General features: G+C 64.0%; 14 protein-coding genes. 7 read left to right on the top strand and 7 right to left on the bottom strand.

The genetic code is table 11. The features are described from left to right. The first annotated feature begins 56 nt into the window (after window positions 1–56). The 6 genes from ACYCVF_RS27640 to ACYCVF_RS27615 all read left to right on the top strand — a co-directional run bounded on the left by ACYCVF_RS27640 (window position 57) and on the right by ACYCVF_RS27615 (window position 6498). Entirely contained in the window at window positions 57–956 is a 900-nt protein-coding gene (locus ACYCVF_RS27640) for a LysR family transcriptional regulator (protein ID WP_459601691.1), read from the top strand. Window positions 957–1169: 213 nt separating this feature from the next. After that, entirely contained in the window at window positions 1170–1997 is an 828-nt protein-coding gene (locus tag ACYCVF_RS27635) for a metal-dependent phosphohydrolase (protein ID WP_459601689.1), read from the top strand. 119 nt (window positions 1998–2116) lie between these two features. Next, window positions 2117–3013: an alpha/beta fold hydrolase gene (locus ACYCVF_RS27630; protein ID WP_459601687.1), complete on the top strand. Its 897-nt coding sequence runs from the start codon at window positions 2117–2119 to the stop codon at window positions 3011–3013. A 152-nt stretch (window positions 3014–3165) separates the two neighbouring features. Then, on the top strand, window positions 3166–3741 hold the full coding sequence (locus tag ACYCVF_RS27625; protein ID WP_459601685.1) for an HdeD family acid-resistance protein: 576 nt from the start codon (window positions 3166–3168) through the stop codon (window positions 3739–3741). A gap of 130 nt (window positions 3742–3871) precedes the next feature. Further along, window positions 3872–5083 carry an ABC transporter substrate-binding protein gene (locus ACYCVF_RS27620; protein ID WP_459601683.1) on the top strand — a complete coding sequence of 404 codons (1212 nt, stop codon included), beginning with the start codon at window positions 3872–3874 and terminating at the stop codon, window positions 5081–5083. A 185-nt stretch (window positions 5084–5268) separates the two neighbouring features. After that, on the top strand, window positions 5269–6498 hold the full coding sequence (locus ACYCVF_RS27615) for an acyl-CoA dehydrogenase family protein (RefSeq protein WP_459601681.1): 1230 nt from the start codon (window positions 5269–5271) through the stop codon (window positions 6496–6498). Between the two features lie 72 nt (window positions 6499–6570). Here the strand turns inward: ACYCVF_RS27615 and ACYCVF_RS27610 are convergent, their stop codons facing one another. The 7 genes from ACYCVF_RS27610 to ACYCVF_RS27580 all read right to left on the bottom strand — a co-directional run bounded on the left by ACYCVF_RS27610 (window position 6571) and on the right by ACYCVF_RS27580 (window position 15755). Continuing rightward, entirely contained in the window at window positions 6571–6996 is a 426-nt protein-coding gene (locus tag ACYCVF_RS27610; RefSeq protein ID WP_459601679.1) for a response regulator, read from the bottom strand. A gap of 32 nt (window positions 6997–7028) precedes the next feature. Continuing rightward, window positions 7029–7481: a response regulator gene (locus ACYCVF_RS27605; RefSeq protein ID WP_459601677.1), complete on the bottom strand. Its 453-nt coding sequence runs from the start codon at window positions 7479–7481 to the stop codon at window positions 7029–7031. A gap of 301 nt (window positions 7482–7782) precedes the next feature. Continuing rightward, entirely contained in the window at window positions 7783–8349 is a 567-nt protein-coding gene (locus ACYCVF_RS27600) for a hypothetical protein (RefSeq protein ID WP_459601675.1), read from the bottom strand. Window positions 8350–8371: 22 nt separating this feature from the next. Beyond that, window positions 8372–9973, bottom strand: a complete 1602-nt coding sequence (locus ACYCVF_RS27595) for a tetratricopeptide repeat protein (RefSeq protein WP_459601673.1) — start codon at window positions 9971–9973, stop codon at window positions 8372–8374. A gap of 464 nt (window positions 9974–10437) precedes the next feature. Continuing rightward, window positions 10438–12192 (bottom strand): arsenical pump-driving ATPase, encoded by a 1755-nt coding sequence (gene arsA, locus ACYCVF_RS27590; RefSeq protein ID WP_459601671.1) that lies wholly within the window; start codon window positions 12190–12192, stop codon window positions 10438–10440. 153 nt (window positions 12193–12345) lie between these two features. Beyond that, window positions 12346–13533, bottom strand: a complete 1188-nt coding sequence (locus ACYCVF_RS27585) for an acetyl-CoA C-acyltransferase (RefSeq protein ID WP_459601669.1) — start codon at window positions 13531–13533, stop codon at window positions 12346–12348. A 482-nt stretch (window positions 13534–14015) separates the two neighbouring features. Further along, on the bottom strand, window positions 14016–15755 hold the full coding sequence (locus ACYCVF_RS27580) for a methyl-accepting chemotaxis protein (RefSeq protein WP_459601667.1): 1740 nt from the start codon (window positions 15753–15755) through the stop codon (window positions 14016–14018). Between the two features lie 322 nt (window positions 15756–16077). Between ACYCVF_RS27580 and ACYCVF_RS27575 the strand changes: the two genes are divergently transcribed. Next, window positions 16078–17460 (top strand): ethanolamine ammonia-lyase subunit EutB, encoded by a 1383-nt coding sequence (locus ACYCVF_RS27575; protein ID WP_459601665.1) that lies wholly within the window; start codon window positions 16078–16080, stop codon window positions 17458–17460. Window positions 17461–17540 lie beyond the last annotated feature (80 nt).

Raw genomic sequence — 17540 nt, 5'->3', positions numbered from 1 at the left:
GTCCTTATGGTCATCCCAGGTTTTGCTTTTGGGGTATCGATCGTGGGGTTCCTGTCGTGGCGTTGACGTCCTCGCGCGTCCGGGCCGTCAATGCGGTGTTCGAGACCGGCAGCTTCGCGGCCGCAGCAAGGCGGCTGGGGGTGTCGCAGCCGGCAGTTGCCCAGCTCGTGCGCGATCTGGAGGCCGAGTTCGCGGTTGCGCTGTTCGACCGGCATGGCCAGACGCTGATCGCGACGCCGCTGTGCCGGCGGCTCTATGCTGCGACGAACCGCATGCAAGCGATCGAGGCGGATGCACTGGCCATCCTGCAGCAGCGCGATGAGCTCACGGGGGGCGAGCTTCGCATCGGGCTTGGCAATGCCATGCCCGGCATGGCGCTGATCGCGGCGTTCCGCAATCTGTACCCGAAGATCCAGATCAACATCGAGATCGGCAGCTGGTCGGCGATCATGGCCGCGGTGGTCGACCAGCGTGTCGACGTCGCCGTCTTGCCGGAGGTGCCGCAGGACAACCGCTTCCGGCGCGAGTCCTGCGTCCAGCAGCGCGTCGTTGCGATCTGCCATCCCGTTCACGAGCTCAGCCGGGAATCGCGCGTGTCGATCGCCGGCCTCGCGCAATATCCGCTGGTCTTTCGAACCCGGGATTCCGCGACCCAGCGCGCCGTGGACAGGGCATTTCGCGCCGTCAACCTGCGCGCCAGTCCGGCGATCATCGTCAATACGCGCGAGGGGATGCTGGAGGCCGTTGCCAATCGGCTTGGCGTCGGCTTCGTTTGGGAGCACGGTTCGAGCCGCATCGATCGGATCGCGAAGGTGGCGATCGCGGAAATCGAGGCGGAGTCGCCCGAATACATCTTCTCGCTGGCCGGCAAGCGCGGCAAGCTGGTCGAGCTGTTCTATCTGGCCAGAAGCCTTTCGCGCTCGGCCGAAGGCGCCGCCATGCTGGCCGCACCTTGATGCGCAGTCGGCCCTGGCTTTCCGGTCCCTGGGTTGTGGTGTACTGGGACGGCAACCGCGATATTGCGCAGCGGGACGTCAAGATATTTACGTAATTTTGCTCTGGAGTTTGGTTACCCGGCCCAAGATGGGCTATGCTCCCCGCTGTATCGAGGACAAGAACGAGACGTCGGGAGATGGCATGGGACACCAGCGGCGGACGGGGCTGCATCCATGATGACCTTACCGAGACTGGCGGCCGAATCTCTGGAGCAATTGCTCGGTAAGTTCATGCGGCGCCGGTACGATGAGACTTCTGCGAGTATCGTCGAGAGCGCGACCCGCACCGCGATGGAATGCATCGGCAACAGCGATGCGCTCTACCACAACATCGAGCATACGATGCTGGTGACGCTGGCGGCCCAGGCGATCCTCAGCGGCCGAAGCCTCCATACGCATCTGTCGGCCGAGGATTACGTCCATGTCCTGGTTGCCTGCCTCGCCCACGACATCGGCTATGTGCGCGGGCTGTTCGAGGAGGACGACGCCGACGGCTTCGTGATCGATGCGACCGAGGCCAAGATCTCATTGCCGCGCGGTGCGTCGGATGCGAGCTTGATGATGTATCACGTCGACCGGTCGAAGCTTTATGTGACGCGGCGGCTCCGGCACATTCCCGGTGTGGACCCGGACCGCGTCGCCCGCGCCATCGAGGGGACGCGCTTTCCCGCCCGTGAAGGGCAGGAATATGACGACGAAGCCTCGATCCTGCGCGCGGCCGACTTCATCGGCCAGCTTGGCGATCCCAACTATCTGCGCAAGGCCAATGCACTCTACTACGAGTTCGAGGAAGTCGGGATCAACCGTCAGCTCGGCTACGACTCGCCGGCCGACATCGTCAACCGCTACCCGCAATTCTACTGGAACAGCGTCGCACCGCACATCCAGACCGAGATCGGTTATCTCAACAAGACCGAGATCGGCCGGCAATGGATCGCCAACCTCTACAGCAACGTCTTTCGCGCCGAACGCGACATCTCGCTGTCCGGTCCGCAGAAATAGGCCTGGCTCTCGTAGCCGGCATGGAGCGCAGCGGAATGCAGCGATCGTTGCATCCGTGAATCCCGTATTCCGCTTCACTCCACACGCACTTCGACGCCGGGCCAATCGGTGAGCAGATCATGCAACAGAAGACCATCACCACCGACGTCCTCGACATCGCCTATCTCGACTACGGGGCGCCGGATGGCTGGCCCTGCATCATGGGTCACGGCTTCCCCTATGACGTGAACGCCTACGCCGAGACCGCGCCGATCATCGCGGAGGCGGGCGCACGCGTTCTGGTGCCCTGGTTGCGCGGCTATGGCCCGACGCGGTTTCGTTCCGCGCAAACGCTGCGGTCCGGCGAGCAGGCAGCGCTTGGCGCCGATCTGCTGGCCTTCATGGATGCGCTCGGGATTCCGCGCGCAGCCGTCGGCGGCTACGACTGGGGCGGGCGTGCGGCCTGCGTGGTCTCGGCGCTCTATCCGGAGCGCGTGGTCGGGCTCGTCTCCGGCAATTCCTACAACATCCAGAACATCGCCCGCGCCATGGAGCCGGCTTCGCCACCGGAGGAGGCGGCGCTCTGGTATCAATATCTGTTCCACAATGAGCGTGGCCGCCGCGCGCTGGAGCGCAACCGCCGCGGCTTCGCCCGCCAGCTCTGGGCGATGTGGTCGCCCAAATGGGCGTTCGACGACGCCACCTTCGAGCGCAGCGCTGCATCTTTCGACAATCCCGATTTCGTCGACGTCGTGATCCACTCCTACCGCCACCGCTATGCGCTGGTTGAGGGCGACCCCGCCTATGCCGCGATCGAGGCGAGGCTGGCTGCCCAGCCGCCGATCCGCGTCCCGACCATCGCCATCGACGGCGACAGCGACGGCGTCAATCCCGGCACCGCCCACCACGCGCCCAAGTTCGAGGGATTCTTCGAGCGGCGCGTGTTCGCGGGCGCCGGCCATAATCTGCCGCAGGAGCGGCCCGCCGAATGGGCGCGGGCCGTGCTCGACGTTCGCAAGGCGGCCGAGCGCGCCTGACATCCGAAGGCGAGAGCAGACGTATTCGCGGCATTCGATCTTGACTTGCATCAATGTTGCTGACGGCCGGCAGTGTTCTGCTGGCTGTTGTCCCGGGACTGTTCGTGCTATCTTGAATTGTGGCTCGGGGCCTCGCAGCAGGAGTGGCCGTCATGACAAGTGCTTCGGATACGTCTCCCCATGCGAGTCTGGGCTCGGGCATCGCGGCGCTGCATGCCAAATGGGGCTGGATCGTCGCGCTCGGTGTCGTCTATCTGATCGCCGGCTTCGTCGCGCTCGGCAGCGTGGCGATGGCGACGATCGCGAGCGTGGTCGTGGTCGGCGCCATGATGATCGTCGCCGGTCTCGCCGAGATCATCGGCGCATTCCAGTTGAAGAGCTGGGGCAAGTTCCTGATCTGGGCCTTGCTCGGCGTGCTCTACGTCATCGCGGGCTTCGTGACCTTCCAGAACCCGTTGCTCGCGGCAGTGCTGTTGACGCTCTTTCTGGGAGCCTCGCTGATTGCCTCCGGCGCCATCAGGTTGTTCCTCGCCTTCAACATGAAGCGTGAGACGCCGTGGGTGTGGGTGGCGGTCTCGGGCGCCATCACGCTGCTGCTTGGCCTCTTGATCGTTGCGCGCTGGCCGGTCAACAGCGTCTACATTCTCGGCCTGTTCCTCGGCATCGACCTCATCATGGCGGGGGCCGGATGGATCAGTCTGGGCCTCGGTCTGAAGCGGCGTCGTTGAACGCGCCGGGTCATCAGCAACTCGACGCAAGACCGTGCGACGCAACTCCGTTGATCTGACGCGCTGACAAAAAGCAGCGCGCCGCGCGACCGCCTCATGGCGTCGCGGCGACCATCATCGGGGAGAAATCATGAAAGCCGCATTGGTGCTGGCCGCAACGCTGGCTGCCGCCTGCCTGTCCACGCCCGCCGCCGCGCAGAAATCCTACGGTCCCGGCGTCAGCGACACCGAGATCAAGATCGGCAACACCATGCCCTATAGCGGCCCGGCCTCGCCGCTCAGCATCACGGGCAGGGTGATCTCCGCCTATTTCGACGAGGTCAACGAGAAGGGCGGGGTCAACGGCCGCAAGCTCAATCTGATTTCGCTGGACGATGCCTTCTCCCCGCCCAAGACCATGGAGGCGGCGCGGCGACTGGTCGAGGGTGACGGCGTCGCCTTCATCTTCGCGACCATGGGTACGGCGCCGAGTTCGGCGATCGCAAAGTATCTGAACAGCAACAAGGTGCCGCAGCTCTTTCTGATCAGCTCGGCCTCGAAGTGGAACGATCCCGCCAACATGCCCTGGTCGATGGCGTTGCCGTGGGCCCCGAACTACACCAGCGAGGCCGCGATCGACGTCGCCTATGCCCGCGCCAAGAACCCGAATGCGCGGTTTGCGGTGCTCTATCAGAACGACGACGCCGGCAAGGAATATCTGCGCGGTGTCAAGGAGGCGCTCGGTGCTGACGCCGACAAGGCGATCGCGATGGCCTCGAGCTTCGAGGTCGCCGACCCCACCGTCGATTCCCAGGTGCTGACGCTGGCGAATACGAAGGCCGACGTCTTTCTGATCTATTCGGTGACGCCGCGCGCCTGCGCGCAAGCCATTCGCAAGGCGCATGAGGTCGGCTGGCAAGCGATGCGCTTCATCGCGAGCGGCTGCGCCAACAAGGCCACCGTGATGGTGCCCGCGGGCCTCGATGCCGGAAAGGGCGTGCTGTCGCTCGGCGCGCTCAAGCCGTTCGTCGAGGCGCCGAAGAACGATCCGGCGATGACGGCCTATATCGATTTCATGAAGAAGCGCCTGCCCAATGCCGACGTCAACAACGTCGCCGGGCTCTACGGCTACACCGTCGCCGAAGCGCTGGTGGTGTTGCTGAAGCAATGCAAGGACAATCTCACGCGCGAAAACATCATGGCCCAAGCCGCCAATATGAAGAACGTGCCGCTGTCGCTGCTGATGCCCGGCATCACCCTCAACACAACGCCGCAGGACTTCCGCCCGATCAAGGACGGCTACATGCTCCAGTTCGACGGCAACGACTGGGTCGTGGCGAGCGAGCTGCTGCGCGGGACGTGAGATACGCGGCGGCAAAGACGGTGCACCCTCTCCCCCTGTGGGAGAGGGTGGATGCGCGAAGCGCAGCCGGGTGAAGGGTCTCTCTCCGCGAGTCCAACTCTCATTTGGATGCAAGGAGAGAGACCCCTCATCCGGCGCTTCGCGCCACCTTCTCCCACAAGGGGAGAAGGGAAGAGGAGACTCCCATGGACTTTCAACACTCTCCCCGTTCGCTGGAGCTCCAGGACCGCGTCCGCCAGTTCATGCGGGCGCACGTCGAACCGGTGGAGGAGCTCTATTACGAGCAAGTGAAGCCGGAAGCGTCGCGCTACAGGACGCCGCCCGTCCTGCAGGACCTGAAGCGGCTGGCGCGGGAGCAGGGACTCTGGAATCTTTTCCTGTCCGGCGAGCATGGCCAGGACCGTAACAACATTGGCCTGACCAATCTCGACTATGCGCCTGTGAAGGAGATCATGGGCCGCATCCTCTGGGCGCCCGAGGTCTTCAATTGCTCGGCCCCCGACGTCGGCAACATGGAGGTGCTGGCGAATTACGGCACGCCGGCGCAGCAGGAACGCTGGCTGAAGCCGCTCCTGGAGGGCCGCATCCGCTCCGGCTTCTCGATGACGGAGCCGCAGGTCGCCTCCAGCGATGCCACCAACATCCAGTGCGCGATCAAGCGCGATGGCGACGATTACGTCATCAACGGCCGGAAGTGGTTCACCTCAGGCGCGATGAACGAGGATTGCGAGATCCTGATCGTGATGGGAAAGACCGCGCCGGATCATCCCGACCGCCATCGCCAGCAATCCATGATCCTGGTGCCGAAGAATACCCCCGGCGTGCGCATCGTCCGCGACATGCTCACTTATGGTTACGACGATGCCCCTGTCGGCCATCCCGAGATCGTCTACGAGAATGTCCGCGTTCCCGCAGAGAACATTTTGCTCGGCGAAGGCCGCGGCTTCGAGATCGCGCAAGGCAGGCTCGGGCCCGGTCGCATCCATCATTGCATGCGGTTGATCGGCTGCGCCCAGCGCGCGCTGGAATTGATGTGCCAGCGCGCGGTCTCGCGCACAGCCTTCGGCAAGGCGCTGGCCGAGCAGGGCTCGGTGCGCGAGGACATCGCACACTCCTTCTGCGAGATCGCGCAGGCGCGGCTCCTGACGTTGCAAGCTGCCGACAAGATGGACCGCGAAGGTAACAAGGCGGCCCGCGATCTGATCGCCGCCGCCAAGATCGTGGTGCCCAGCATGGCCGCACGTGTCATCGACCGCGCCATCCAGATCCATGGCGCCGCCGGCGTCTCGCAGGATACGTTCCTCGCGCGCGCCTACGTCTACGCCCGCTTCATCCGCATCGGCGACGGTCCGGACCAGGTGCATCTGGCGGCGCTGGGCAAGGAACTTATCAGGCAGGGCGGGGCGATGGGGTAGGATATTGCGAGATCGACGAGGAGCGGCACGTTCCTTGGCGGTCAAGAGGGTCTCTCTAGCCGGGTGTCCCTCTCATGCTTTCGCCATCGTCCGGTGTCCTTCCTGCGGGCGCGACCGCCGCCCGCCCATCAGTCGCAGTATTCGGCGATGGAGGATTTGAGGATTGTACGGCGCCGGAAGCGGGCCTCCCTCGCAAAGCGATGCCGCTACGTCGACGGCTCGTTTGGTGCTTCCGGTGAGACGCAATTCCAGATCAGGCCGATGATCCCTGAGCCATTTCGCGATTCCGAAGCCGTCGCCAGCGAGCTCGACACTGCTGATGACGACATGTGCCGGGATGCTGCCGTCTTCAAGCAACCGGATCGCTTCGTCGGCGGATCGCGCCTCCAGCACCTTGTACCCGCATCCTCGCAGATAATCGGCGAGCGACATGCGCACCAGGACGTCCTGTTCGGCGAGTACGATCGTGCGGGAACCGTTGGTTCGATTGATCTGCATGCCCAACAACCGACAAGCGGTCGCCTCTGTTCCTACGCGCCGACGATCGATTTGATGTGCCGGATAACGTTGGGAATGTCCCACGGCTTCGCGACGAAATGATCGAACTTGGCGTCATGGGGCGGCAGTTCGGATGATGTCAGTATTACTTTTAGCCCGGGATAATCACGCTTGATGATGTCCGCGAGACCGACCCCGTCCATCGATCCCGGCATCTGTATATCTGTGACCACGAGCGAAACCCGGGTTCTCGATTGAAGAATCTCCAGTGCTTCATCTGCGTCGCCGCACTCGATCACGGAAATCTTGTTCTCTCTCAGCTCGTCCGAGACCATGGTGCGGACCAGAACGTCGTCCTCGACGAGGAGGACGGGAGCTTTCGAAAGGGGGCTGGTGTCGGTATCCAGTGTCCTGCCTGCATTCACTTTCGATACCCATTCGATAGCTTGGCGGGAAACAACCGTCCGCTGGAGGGTTCGTTCCATTCCGCGATTTGTCATTCAAGCTGGTGCCGCCACCATGAGCCTTAGCGCATGCTAAGGCCCAACAACTGCGGCTATGGGACAATCGCGCAAGGCAGGCTGGGCCGCGGCCGTATTCATCGCTGCGGTGACGGGCATAAGAGGCCCTCGAGTCCCCTTTCAAAGTCATGCAATGGCCACGCCGGAAATCAGAAGTCCTGGCGAGCGGACGATTTGCACGGCATATCTGATCTTCTAAACCCGCCTAATGATATCGTCTGCGCGTGTGAAATGTGCCGAAATGGCCTCCAATTTTGAACCTGAGTCACAACCCAAGCGCGACCTCGGCCCATTTCAACATGCGGTCGCTATTGAGCAACGCCAGCACCGCCGGCTCCAGTGATGCGGGCGCGCCCGGTCCAACCAAGGCGGTCGCGGCCACCATGTCGCAGCGCTGATTGAAGGCGAGCGAGAGTGCGGTGCTGCGGTTTCCCTCGAGGCGGTAGGCCCGGCTGCGGCCGCGCATCGGACCGACGATGATCTCTCGGCCGGCATTGATCGGCGTTGCCTTTCCAATCAGCGCCAGGTCGCCCATTTGCTCGAGGTCGCCGTCGTCGGCGACGCCGGTGGCGCAATTGCAAAACCCGAGCTTGGCGCGAACATAGAGCCGCACCTCGTCTCCGCAATCGTCGGCCTTGCAGCGGAACGCCTTTCCTTTTCCCCAGGGATCTGCACCGAAAGGCCAGTCGGTTTCCGTCCACACCGGGCGCACCTCGCCGGATGCCGCTGTTGCACGTGCCGGTTCACCGGATCGCAATAGCCAGACCGCAGCGGCTGCGCAGAGCAGGGCGGTTGCTGCGCTGATCGCAACGAATTTGCTTGTCAGGCGCATGGGAGCCACCGCGGCACTTTTGCTAGTTCTGAGCCATGAAGTTTCGCGCGGCCGCGAGGTCCGCTCGCGCGGGGTCGCCATCGCGCGCCATGTCCACGATTTTCCGGTAGTACTGGCATGCCTTCACGGCGTCACCCGCTTTCTCGGCGGCGTGTGCGGCTCCGATCGTCGCACCAAAGCGGTTCGGCTCCTTGCGCATGGTGCTTTCGAACGCAGCCAGTGCCTCCGCGGCCATGCCGCGCTCGAGCAGCATGGTGCCGTAAAGCTCGCGTGCCGGGGCGAGCGGTCCCGGCGTCACAATGGATTTTTCGGTCTTGTCTTCAGCATCGGCGGCCAGGCGCATCGCTTCCAACGCGTCCGCCTGTTTTCCCTGGGCATTGAGCTGCCAAGCTGTGGCCACCTGTCGCTGGATGTCGACGATCTCGGCCCAATAGGCGTCCTTGTCCTGCTGCAGCTTGTCCCGCAGCTCCGCCAGCTTGACGATGTCCGCCGTTGCTGCGTCTGCATTGCCGGAGCGCGCGGCGCCAAGAGCGCGAGCAAAATAGGTGATCGCATCGACATAGGCAAACCGGCTCGGTTCGACCTTCAGCGCGGCCGCGCCCTGCCAATCGCCGCGCTCGACCATATAGCGCGCCTGGCTGGCCGCAATCGCGTAGGGGCCGGCGCGGACGGCCGGCGCGTAGCCCTTGGTCGCCAGCATGTCCGCGATGACGTCGCGGGCTCGGCTGTCCTGCGCAAGCTGGAGCAGGGCGTAGACCTTATAGTCGTCGGCGTGCAGCTGCTCGCTGGCGTCCTTGCCCTCCTTGGCAGCCTTGGCGGAACGGCTATTGGCTTCGATGGATTCGTTCCAGTAGCCGACGCGCGTGAAGATGTGCGATGGCATATGCAAAGCGTGCGGCGCTGCCGGCGCGATCTCGGAATAGCGCTTTGCAGCGTCCAGACCTTTTTCTGCGATCGCCGGATAGTCGTAGAGGTGGATCAAGTAATGTGCGACGCCGGGGTGCCGCGGCTGCCGTTTGAAGATCGGCTCCAGGATGGCAGCGCCCTTGAGCTGGTTTGCATAGGTCTTGTCGTTTGGCGATGCCGTGACGTTCAGAGTGATGGCGTAGGCGATCTGCGCCTCGTCATCATCGGGATAACGCGCGGCGACGGCTTCGGTCGCCTTGAGATAGGCCTGCGCGCGTTGGCCAAACGTCGTCTTTTCGTCTCCCGAATAGAAGGCCAGCAGTGCGTCGATATAGTCGCGTTCGCGTTCGCTCCTGGCGCCGAGCGCCTTGGCCTTCTGTAGCGCGGCGACGCCCTCAGTGAGGTTTTCCTTCGGCGCGGGAAAATGCGGGTTGTACAGCAGGCTCAAGGCAATGCCCCAGTAGGCGATCGCGCATCCCGGATCGGCCTGCAACGTCTCCTCGAAAATCTCTTTCGCTGGCCGGTACCAGAACGAGTGCTGATAGCGCATCCCGCGGTCAAAGCGGCGCTGCGCCACCTCGTTGCAGGAGGTCTGGAAGTGAACCTTGCCAAACTGCTCGTCGGTTCCGTCCTCCGCGTGTGCGGCGGGCGTGGCGGAGATCGAGCCCAGGGTAGCGAGAGTGAGAAGAGAGACGGTTCTGAAGGCGAGCGCGCGCATCGGCCCCTCCGTTTCTGTTCAGAATGATTTGCTCTGATGGCGCCGATAAAAGCCAGCGCGCCCAAGTTCGTAGTGCTGAAATTGACGATGGCAATTGCGTTGTGGGAAGGATTTGCCCATTCGCGAAGCGAGTCAATAGGACCGACAAATTTACATTAGGGTAGCGCGCCTGTCAGATTCCATCCGACCGCGCGGCATCGTAGCGCATCGAGCAAAGCGTAGTCCGCCATAGATGTGCCCACTTGGTCTGGCGATCCCCACTGCAGAAGTACAATCTGGAAGTCGCCCTCGCAGAAAATCTCTCGCGGATTCATCGATCATGAGCAGCCGCACTGCGATGTCGTTCTCCTCGAGGAGAGCCGCGCCACACTTTCAATCCAGGCAACGTCCCAGCATCTACGCGCCTAGCGGTCGAGTTCGTCCGACTTGTGGCCCGGAGCAGACATCACACCGTCGCACAACGTTCATGACAGACTACGCAGCTCTTCCACGCCGATTGGCGGCTTTACTCGCCACCCGACAATGAAGGCGCGTTTTGCGAGCCCGTTCTGAACGCGAGCGATCTGCATTCGCTCTTTATCGAGCCGAAGCCGCAGCAGGGGATCGCGAGTTTCCGAGGCGGCGAGGCTCTTGTTGATGACCCAGCCGTATGGTTCGACGCCGGCACGCCGCAAGTCGTCCTGAAGGGAAGCGGCCTCGGAAACCGGCGTCGTCTCCGGCAGCGCCACGAGGATGATCTTCGTGTGGTTCGGGTCCTGCAGCCTCATCAACGGGGTAACGATACGTCCTGCAGCGGTCGGTGCAATCTGGTTCGTCATCTGGCGGTGATAGGCGCCGGTCGCGTCCAGCAGGAGGAGCGTGTGGCCCGTCGGCGCCGTATCGAGCACCACGAATGCGCTCCGGGCCTCCGCAACGATGCGTGAGAAGGCGTGGAACACGGCGACCTCTTCCGTGCATGGCGAAGCGAGGTCTTCGAGCAGCAGAGCTTTGGCCTGCTCGTCCAGGTCCCGGCCCCGGCCCGCCATTATCTTTGCGACGTACCTCTCCGTTTCAACCCGGGGATCGATCCGGTCCACGGTCAGACCGGGCATGACGCCGTCGACGACGAAGCTGACGTGAGCTGCGGGATCGGTCGTGCTGAGATGAACGGCATGACCCCGCTTGGCCAATCCCGCGGCAATGGCCGCGGCGATCGTCGTCTTTCCGACGCCCCCCTTACCCATGACCATGATGAGGCCGTGCTTGTCCCGAGCGATGTCATCGACCAGCCGATTCAGGCCCGGAAGGTCGACCGGTTCAGTGCCAGGCTCGGCGGATACGAGCGATGGCTGATTGGTAGATAAAAGTGCCCGCAGAGCCATCAGGCCGACGATGTCGAACCCGAGCAGAGGAATTTCGTCGCGCTGCAGTCTCGTGAGCGCCGCTGGCATTGCGGCCAGGGCCTCGTCCTGATCCCGCTCGAGGGCGACTGCAACGACATCGGTCTGGTCCGTGGCATGGAAGCGCCCATTCACCACGAGAAGCTGGTTCGAGAGATTGAGCGCGTCAAGTTCGGCCGCCGTTCTGGCCGCCTCGCGGATCGCACCCCGGTCGGCGCGGGTGACCAGAATGATGGTGGTCTGCCTGGAATCGCCCAAGGCTCGGAGCGCCTTGCGAAAGCGGTCCTCCTGCATCTTCAGACCTGAATGCGGCCCCAGGCAGGATGCCCCCCGATCGTTGTCCTTGAGAAAGCCGGTCCATGCCTTTGGCAGGCTCAGGAGCCGCAACGTGTGACCGGTCGGGGCGGTGTCGAATATGATGTGATCGAACCCCGCGAGATCGCCGTCCAGCAGTCCCACGAACTCGTCAAAGGCAGCTATTTCGGTGGTGCAGGCGCCGGAGAGCTGCTCGCGCACAGTCGATCGCTCGTCAGGGGTAGCCTCCGGTCCGAGCTGTTCGAGCACTTTACTGCGATAATTGTCGGCCGCAGCCTCGGGATCGATATTCATTGCCGAAAGTCCGGGCGCGTTTGGCACCGGCGCAGGGCGATCGGTCAAGGTGACCTCGAGCATCTCGTCGAGGTTCGACGCAGGGTCGGTGCTGACGATCAGGACGCGCAGTCCGCGGTCGGCGAGGCTGACGGCCGCGGCGCACGCAAGGGAGGTCTTGCCGACACCGCCCTTGCCGGTAAAAAACAGATACGGGGTCGGGGCTGTCAGCGCACGAAAGTGGGGCAACATAGGCTGTCCTGCGGTCGCAGAGAGTCACGCGACATTTGCCGATCGGTCAGATGCCCGCGCGAGCATTGCGTTCGAGATGATTCATCGGCTTGACGCTGGCGTGCCGGAGACCGGCGCGCCCAGGCGGCTCATGCCTTCTCTTCGAAGGCTGGCTCAGCTCATCGATTCAAGCGCAAGCGCAATTCCCTGACCGCCGCCGATGCAGAGAGTGACGATACCCTTTTTGATACCGTCGCGTTTCATCGAATGCAGCAATCGAGTGGTCAAGACCGCGCCGCTGGCTCCGATCGGATGACCATGCGCGATCGCACCGCCTTCCACATTGACGATGCTGGCGTCGAGACCCAGGTCCTTCGCAACCGCAATTGCGATCGCCGCGAAGGCTTCGTTGATCTCGATGCGCTGGACATCCGATGCCTTCCAGCCGGCCCGTTCGAGCGCCTGCTTCACTGCCGGCACCGGCCCCAAGCCGAACATGCCTGGTTCGACGGCGCCTATCCCGTAGGCGACCAGACGCGCCATCGGCAGCAAGCCCTTCTTGTCGGCCCAGGCGCGATCGGCGACGATCATCGCCGACGCGCCGGTATTGAGCCCGGGCGCATTACCGGCCGTAATGGTGCCTTCTTTGCGGAAGGCCGGCTTCAGCTTGCCGAGGCTTTCCATCGTGGTATCGGGCCGGTTGTGCTCATCCTTGTCGAAATGTGCTGGTCCCTTGCGGGAGGCAATTTCGACTGCAGCGATCTCCGCGGCGAACTTGCCGGCGGCCTGGGCCGCGGAAAATCGCTTCTGCGAGCGTTCGGCCCAACGGTCTTGCTCTTCGCGGGTGATCTGATGCGAGGCTGCGAGATCCTCGGTATGCCATCCGGAGTGTTGCCCGGAGAAGGCGTCATTCAGACCGTCCATCAGCATCGCATCGAAGATTTTCGCATCGCCCATGCGATAGCCCCAGCGCCCGGAACCCATGAGATACGGCGCGCGGTCCATGTTCTCCATGCCGCCGGCAACCGCACTGTCGACGAACCCGAGCATCACCTCCTGGGCGGCACTTGCAATCGCCTGCGCACCCGAGCCACAGACGCGGTTGACCGTCAGTGCCGGAACAGCGACAGGAATGCCGCCATTGATAGCCGCTTGCCGGGCCGGATTCATCTTGTTGCCGGCCTGGATCACGTTGCCCATGACGATAGTCCCGACATCGCCGGGCGACAGCTTCGCGCGCTCAAGCGTTGCTCGGATCGCCACGGCGCCGAGATCGACAGCCGGCAAATCCTTCAGCGTGCCGCCATACGTGCCGATGGCGGTGCGCACGGGTGAACAGATCACGACTTCCTTATTGGCCATCGGTCATCTCTCGCTTTCGGCTACATCGCTCTGTGGCTGGATATCCTGCGGAATTCATGAACGATGTCGGCCAAGGCTCTGTTGAGATGGATCAACGGACCGGAGGAACCAGATCTGAATCAAGGGTTCGATCTCGGTCTCAGGCGCTGTGGAATCGACCGGAGGGCCGCAGGGCGCCAACGACCATGTGGACTCACAGGCTGCCTACTGAGCGCAGGGCGAACGCGACAATTCTTGGAAGCAGGTCTGCTCTGCACCCGCGCGCCGGACAACGGCTGCGCCCGTCAACGGCGACGGAAGGGCGGAGCGCCCATGATGACATCATGCCGGTGTTTTGCCCGACGAGTCAAATTGAATTCGTAAAATCCGCATATTCTCGCGGTGGCAGCTAACCCTTTGATTCAGTTGCCCCCGCCTACTGTGCATGGGGTTGTTTTCGCAGTTTTGTGTCGGCGAGGGCTTCGCGGGCAGCGCCCGCGCCGTCATCCCGCCCTGGCGATCCGGGCGTCCGCCGATCCCGAGCGCAGGTTCTGGAAGAACTTCTCCACCTCGCGCGACAGCGTGTCCGCCGTTGCGGTCAGGCTGCTCGCCGCCGTCAGCACGGACGCCGCGGCCGTATCCGTTTCACCGATGGCATCGCGCAGCGAGGTGATGTTGGCGACCAGGGTCTCGTTGCCCTGGGCGGCCGATTGCGCGTTGGAGGAGATCTCGCGGGTGGCGGCGTCCTGCTGGCCGATGGCGCCGGCGATCGCCGCGGTGACCTCGTTGATCTCGCGGACCGCGCCGCCGATCTCGCGGACGGCATCGACCGCGTTGCGGGTGGAAGCCTGGATCATCGAGACGTTCTCGCCGATCTCGGCCGTGGCCTTGGCGGTCTGGCCCGCGAGCGCCTTCACCTCGTGGGCGACGATGGCAAAGCCGCGGCCGGCATCGCCGGCGCGGGCTGCTTCGATCGTGGCGTTGAGCGCGAGCAGGTTGGTTTGCTCGGCGATCGCCTGGATCAGATTGAGCACGCCATCGATGCGTTGCGTGGCCGCGGCGAGGCTCTCGATCTCGGAGATCGACTTCTCGGTGCGCTGGCCGGTCTGCTCGACCGCGCCGGCGCTCTGCCGCACCTGGCGGCCGATCTCGACCACGGAGGCCGACAGTTCCTCGGCAGCCCCTGCGACCGCCGTGACGTTGTGCGAGGCCTGCTCGGTGGCGTTCGCCGCGGTGCCGGCGCGGCTGCTCGCATCCGCAGTGACACGGGTGATGGTCTGCGCGGTCTCGCGCATGACCGAGGCGTTGTCGCTGAGGCCGCGCATGATCGCGCCGATCGCCTCGCGAAATTGCTCGACGGATCGTTCGATGTGGCGAGCGCGCTCCTCGCGCGCGGCGGCGTCGTGCGACACTTGCGAGGCGAGGTTGCGGTTTCGGCCCATGGCATCCTGGAAGACCTGGATTGCGCGGGCCAGTGCGCCGATCTCGTCGGCGCGGTCGGAGTGCGGCACCACGACATTTTCGGCGCCGTCCGCGACCTGCTTGATGGTGGCGGTGATCGAGGCGAGCGGCCGGGCGATCGAGCGGGCGATGATGACGATGCCGATCACGACGAGGGCGAGCGCCACGCCGCCGAGGCAGGTCAGCACGAATGACAGCTCGCGATTGGTCTCGGTCCGCTGCGCGATCTGCCTGGCGCGCTCGGCATAGACCTTGGAGAGTGCTTCGAGATCCTTGTTCAGCGCCGAGCGCACGGCGCGGTTGGCGTCGTTGTCGCCCCATTCGCGGCCCGCGGCTGCATTGATCTCGACACCGCGGCGCACCAACTCCTTGCGGAACTCGACGAACTGCTCGATGCGCTTCTTGAAGGTGGCGAACTGCTCGGCATCGTCGGCCTTGACGATGGTCTCCCAGCGCTTCACGACGTCGAGGATCTGCGCGTTGAACTTGAGCAGCCCGTCGCCGTACTTCTTCACCACGGCCGGCTCGGTCGACATGTAGACGCCGCGCGATTCCATAACCACCGCATAGACCAGCGAGTTGACCCGCTCGACGTTCAGCGCGGCGGCATTCGCCGTCTCGATCGCGCTGGCCAGGTCGGCGCCGCGGCGGCTGTTGTAGTCGGACAACATCGCGATCGCGGCCGTGAGCATCGCGAACAGTGCGAAGATCGCGTAGAGCCTGGCGGCAAGCGTAAAGCGGCCTGCCAGCCTGATGGCATTCCCAGATTGGTCGGATGTCATGGTGTTCAGGGGCCCGGAATGGCCGGAAGCGGCCGGTGAGCGGAATCGTATGGAATTGATGCAAAGCTTTGCAGGAGGAAGGTGGATGCGGCGTTAACGCCGCAGGCTTGGGCAGAGCGCTGCACAGCCGGAGAAAATACGATGGTTTTCAGCCGGTTGGTGGCGCATCATGGGTCTCCGGCGGCTTGTCTCCCCGGCGCGAGGGCGGGAGGACCGAACATCGGCGTGCGGGCCGGCCGCCAAAGCGCGTATTCCCTGACACCGGGATCGCCTTCAGGATCGACTTGACCTCGGCCACTGGCCGACGAACCCGGAGAGACCCTTGGTCTACCGCCATACCATCGACGCCACGAGCTACACGTTTCCCGACCTGCGCGACCTCCTCGCCAAGGCGACGCCGCCGCGCTCCGGCGACCGGCTGGCCGGGGTGGCAGCCGCCAGCGCCGAGCAGATGATCGCGGCACGGATGGCGCTCGCCGACGTCCCGCTCGGACGGTTCTTGCAGGAAGCCGTCATCCCCTACGAGGCCGACGAGGTCACCCGCCTCGTCATCGACGGTCATGACGCCAAGGCTTTCGCGCCGGTGGCTTCGCTGACGGTCGGCGGCTTCCGCGACTGGCTGCTATCGGACGCCGCCACGCCCGAGATCCTGCGCCTGTTGGCACCTGGGATTACCCCTGAAATGGCGGCCGCAGTATCAAAGCTGATGCGCAACCAGGATCTGATCCTGGCGGCGCGGAAGTGCGAGATCACCACCGCCTTCCGCAACACCATCGGCCTGAAGGGGCGGATGAGCACGCGCCTCCAGCCCAACCATCCCTTCGACGATGCCAGGGGCATCACCGCCTCGATCCTCGACGGCATCCTGCTCGGTGCCGGCGATGCCTGCATCGGCATCAATCCCGCGAGCGACGATCCGGCGGTGATCGCGCAATTGCTGCGGCTGCTCGACGAGATCATCGCGCGACTTAAGATCCCGACGCAGGGCTGCGTGCTGACCCATGTCACGACGACGCTGTCGCTGATCGGGCAGGGGGTGCCGGTGGACCTCGTGTTCCAGTCGGTCGCCGGCACCGAGGCCGCCAACCGCAGTTTCGGCATCGATCTCGCGCTCCTGAAAGAGGCGCAGCAGGCCGGGCTGTCGCTGGCGCGCGGGACGGTCGGACAAAACGTGATGTATTTCGAGACCGGGCAGGGCTCGGCGCTGTCGGCGGGCGCCCATCACGGGGTCGACCAGCAGACCTGCGAGGTGCGCGCCTATGCGGTCGCCCGCGCCTTTTCTCCGCTGCTCGTCAACAGCGTGGTCGGCTTCATCGGCCCGGAATATCTCTATGACGGCAAAGAAATCATCCGGGCCGGGCTGGAGGATCATTTCTGCGGCAAGCTGCTCGGCCTGCCGCTCGGGGTCGATATCTGCTACACCAACCACGCCGAGGCGGACCAGGACGACATGGACAATCTGCTGACGCTGCTCGCCGCCGCAGGCGTCACCTTCATCATGGGTGTCCCCGGGGCCGACGACGTCATGCTGAACTACCAGTCGACGTCCTTTCACGACGCGCTCTATGTCCGGGACGTCTTCGGCTTGCGCCGCGCGCCGGAATTCGACCACTGGCTGGCGCACTCGGGAATAACGGGCACTGATTTCCGGCTCGCCGGAGATGCAGGCCTGCTGCCGGATTTTGCGGCGCGGCTGATCGCGTGAGGCGGTGTAAGGTGCGAACGTCAGTCGGAGGAAACCATCTGCGCTTCCCGGAATTATGCTTATGCCACAATATTGAGAAA

The organism is Bradyrhizobium cedriense (assembly GCF_054602315.1).
This window is presented reverse-complemented; position numbering and strand designations above follow the sequence as displayed.